This is a genomic window from Desulfovibrio sp. 1214_IL3152, from assembly GCF_036763055.1.
Lineage (GTDB): Bacteria > Desulfobacterota > Desulfovibrionia > Desulfovibrionales > Desulfovibrionaceae > Desulfovibrio.
On the sequence record NZ_JBAIYW010000016.1, the window covers coordinates 1 to 3,514 of the forward strand.

Sequence of the window (3,514 nt, forward strand, 5' to 3'; positions counted from 1 at the left end):
CGACGCTCTTCCGATCTCTCAACACGCCTTCCGGCCCCACTTCGGCCCGCTGCCTCACGGCCATAAAACGTCTGGGGCAAAAAAAGATCGGCCATGCCGGCACGCTGGACCCTCTGGCCTCGGGCGTGCTGCTGGTGCTGCTCGGGCAGGCCACCAAGCTTTCCGGCCACCTCATGGCCGAAGGCGGCAAGGTTTACAACGGTGTGCTGCGCCTTGGGCAAACCACCGACACCTGGGATATCGAGGGACAGGTGACCAATGAGGCCCCGTGGCAGCACATCAGCGAAGACGATGTGCGCCGGGAGGTTGCGGCATGGCTGGAATTGACCGAACAGCCCGTTCCGTCCTATTCCGCCGCAAAACATGAAGGCCAGCCCCTGTACAAGCTGGCCCGCAAGGGCATCAATGCCCCGCAAAAGACCAAAAACATGGAAATTTCACAGGCGGACGTGCTTGAAATAAGCCTGCCGCTTGTGCGCTTTCGGGTCGCATGCAGTTCCGGCACCTATATACGCTCCCTGGCCCACAGCTTGGGGACGCGACTTGGATGCGGAGCCGTGCTCACGGAACTGACCCGGGAGTACAGTCACCCCTTCGGCCTTGATGTGGCCCGCGATCCCGCGGACTTCACGGCTGATCCCGCCCTGTTGCCGGGCTGCGTCATTCCCGTTGCGGATGCGCTGCCCCACTGGCACAGGGTTGACCTCACGCCGGAAGAAGCCGCCCGCGTACGTAACGGCATGGCTGTACCCTGCCGTACGCCACAGGCTGAATCCGCCCCCGGCGACGAACTCGCTTTCCTGATGGATCAGGGTCAGGCCCTGGCCTTGGCAAAACGCGAGATCACGTCCACCGGGCCGTGCTGGGCCGTCATGCGGGGACTTTGGAACTAGGGCAGCAACGCCCGTAACATTGCCTTACCCAAGGAGAACTGCTGTGGTATTGGATCCTACTCAGAAAAAGACCGTTATTGATGCCCACGCCAAGCACGAGGGCGACACCGGCTCCCCCGAGGTGCAGGTGGCCCTTCTTACCGCCCGTATTGAAGACCTCACCGGCCACTTCAAAGAGCACAAGAAGGACTTTCACTCCCGCACCGGCCTGCTGAAACTCGTGGGCCGTCGTCGCAACATCCTCAACTATCTGAAAAAAACAGACGTTCAGCGCTACCGTGCCCTGATCGAAAAACTTGGCCTGCGCAAGTAGGGTTTTTGGCTGCAAGGGGGGAGCCTGAGGCTCCCCCTTGCCACATATACATGCAAACTGCCCCCAAGAGGGCGCAACGCCAGAAGGGGGGTCCGGGAAAATCAGGCAGGGACGTGCGGCTCTGCCCGCTTTTGCCGGAATCCCCTTCGCCTGTGCAAAGGAAATCACATGTCACAAGATATCTTCACTCCCACCCGCGTCTCCTGCCAGGTGGGCGGCAAGGAAATCATCATCGAAAGCGGCCGCATGGCAAATCAGGCCCACGGTGAAGTATGGGTTCAGTGCGGCGGCACCGTGGTGCTCGTTACCGTCTGCTCCCAGCCGCTTGAATTCGACAAGGGCTTCTTTCCCCTCACTGTCGAATACTCTGAAAAAATGTACGCCGCCGGACGTATCCCCGGCAGCTTCTTCCGCCGCGAAATCGGCCGGCCGTCCGAACGCGAAACCCTGGTTTCGCGCCTTATCGACCGCCCCATCCGCCCGCTCTTTCCCAAGGGCCTGAACGAAGACGTGCAGGTGCTTGCCAGCGTTATCTCCGCTGATCAGGAAAACGAATCCGATGTGCTGGCCCTTACCGGCGCTTCGGCGGCCCTCATGCTCTCGCCCCTGCCCTTTGAAGGCCCCGTGGCCGGTGGCCGCATTGCCCGCGTGGGCGGTCAGTTTGTGCTCAACCCCACCTTTGAGCAGCAGGCCCAGAGCGATCTCAACATCGTTTTTGCCGCCTCCGGCGATGCCCTCACCATGGTGGAAGGCGATGCCCGCTTTATTTCCGAAGATGTCATCATCGAAGCCCTTGAATGGGGCCGCCAGCAGATTCTGCCTCTGGTGGAAATCCAGCACAGGCTGCGCGAACTTTGCGGCAAGCCCAAGATGAACTTCACCCCCCATCAGGACGATGAAGCCCTTGTGGCCCGCGTGCACGAACTGGCCCTTGCCAACGGCATGGAAGAAGCCCTGCGCGTGCCCGAAAAAATGGCCCGCAAAGACGCCCGCAAGGCCGTGAAAGAAAAAGTGATGGAAGCCCTCAAGGCCGACGCCGCCTGGGCTGAAAACGAAGCCGCCCTCAAGGCCGTGTCCGACATTCTGGGCGGCCTTGAAAAGAAGCCCGTGCGCGCCCGCATCGTCAACGAAGGCACGCGCATCGACGGCCGCGACACCACCACCGTGCGCCCCATCCAGATCCAGACCGGTCTTCTGCCCCGCGCTCACGGCTCCGCCCTGTTCCGCCGCGGCGAAACCAAGTCTCTTGTGGTCGCCACCCTCGGCTCTTCCACTGACGAACAGCGCATGGACTCTCTCACCGGCGACGTGACCAAGCGCTTTATGCTGCACTACAACTTCCCGCCCTTCTCTGTGGGCGAAGTGAAGCCCGTGCGCGTGTCCCGCCGCGAAATCGGCCACGGAGCCCTGGCGGAAAAATCGCTGCGCCCCGTGCTGCCCGCTGACGCCGACTTTCCTTTTACCCTGCGCGTGGTGGCCGAAACCATGGAATCCAACGGTTCCTCGTCCATGGCTGCCGTGTGCGGCGGTTCGCTTTCCCTTATGGATGCCGGCGTGCCTGTGAGCGCCCCGGTGGCCGGTGTGGCTATGGGCCTCATCAAGGAAGGCGACAAGTTTATCGTTCTTACCGACATTCTCGGTGATGAAGACGCCCTGGGCGACATGGACTTCAAGATCGCCGGTACTGCTGAAGGCGTCACCGGCGTGCAGATGGACATCAAGATCACGGGCCTCACCACCGAAATCATGCGCACCGCCATGCAGCAGGCCCGTGAAGGCCGCCTGCATATCCTTGAGGAAATGACCAAGGCCATCGCCTCGCCGCGCAAGGAACTTTCGCGCTACGCGCCGCAGCACGCCGAAGTGTTCGTCAATCCTGACATCATCCGCCTGATCATCGGTCCCGGCGGCAAGAACATCAAGGCCATCACCTCGGCCACCGGCGCTTCCGTGGACATCGAAGACTCGGGCCGCGTGTCCATCTTCGCGCCCACTGCCGAAGCTCTGGAAAAGGCCCGTGAAATGGTTTCCTACTACGACCAGCGCCCCGACATTGGCAAAAACTACAATGCCAAGGTGCGCAAAATCATGGAAATCGGCGCCATTGTCGAAGTGCTGCCCAATGTGGAAGCCCTCGTACACGTGTCGCAGCTCGACGTGAACCGCGTGGAACAGCCCGGCGACGTTGCGCGCCTTGGCGAAGACATGGTGGTCAAGGTCATCGAGATCAACGGCGACCGCATCCGCGCCAGCCGCAAGGCCGTGCTGCTGGAAGAACAGGGCCATCCCTGGAACCCTGAAGACACCG

At 61.6% G+C, this 3,514-nt stretch carries 3 protein-coding genes; all 3 read left to right on the forward strand.

Translation table 11 applies throughout. The features are described 5' to 3' along the window. Positions 1 to 893 (forward strand): tRNA pseudouridine(55) synthase TruB (truB, locus tag V6C07_RS00305; RefSeq protein WP_333534342.1); only part of this gene is annotated, 893 nt, incomplete at its 5' end. Positions 894 to 936: 43 nt separating this feature from the next. After that, entirely contained in the window at positions 937 to 1,206 is a 270-nt protein-coding gene (gene rpsO, locus V6C07_RS00310; RefSeq protein ID WP_333534344.1) for a 30S ribosomal protein S15, read from the forward strand. 168 nt (positions 1,207 to 1,374) lie between these two features. Continuing rightward, positions 1,375 to 3,514 (forward strand): polyribonucleotide nucleotidyltransferase (gene pnp, locus V6C07_RS00315; RefSeq protein WP_333534345.1); only part of this gene is annotated, 2,140 nt, incomplete at its 3' end.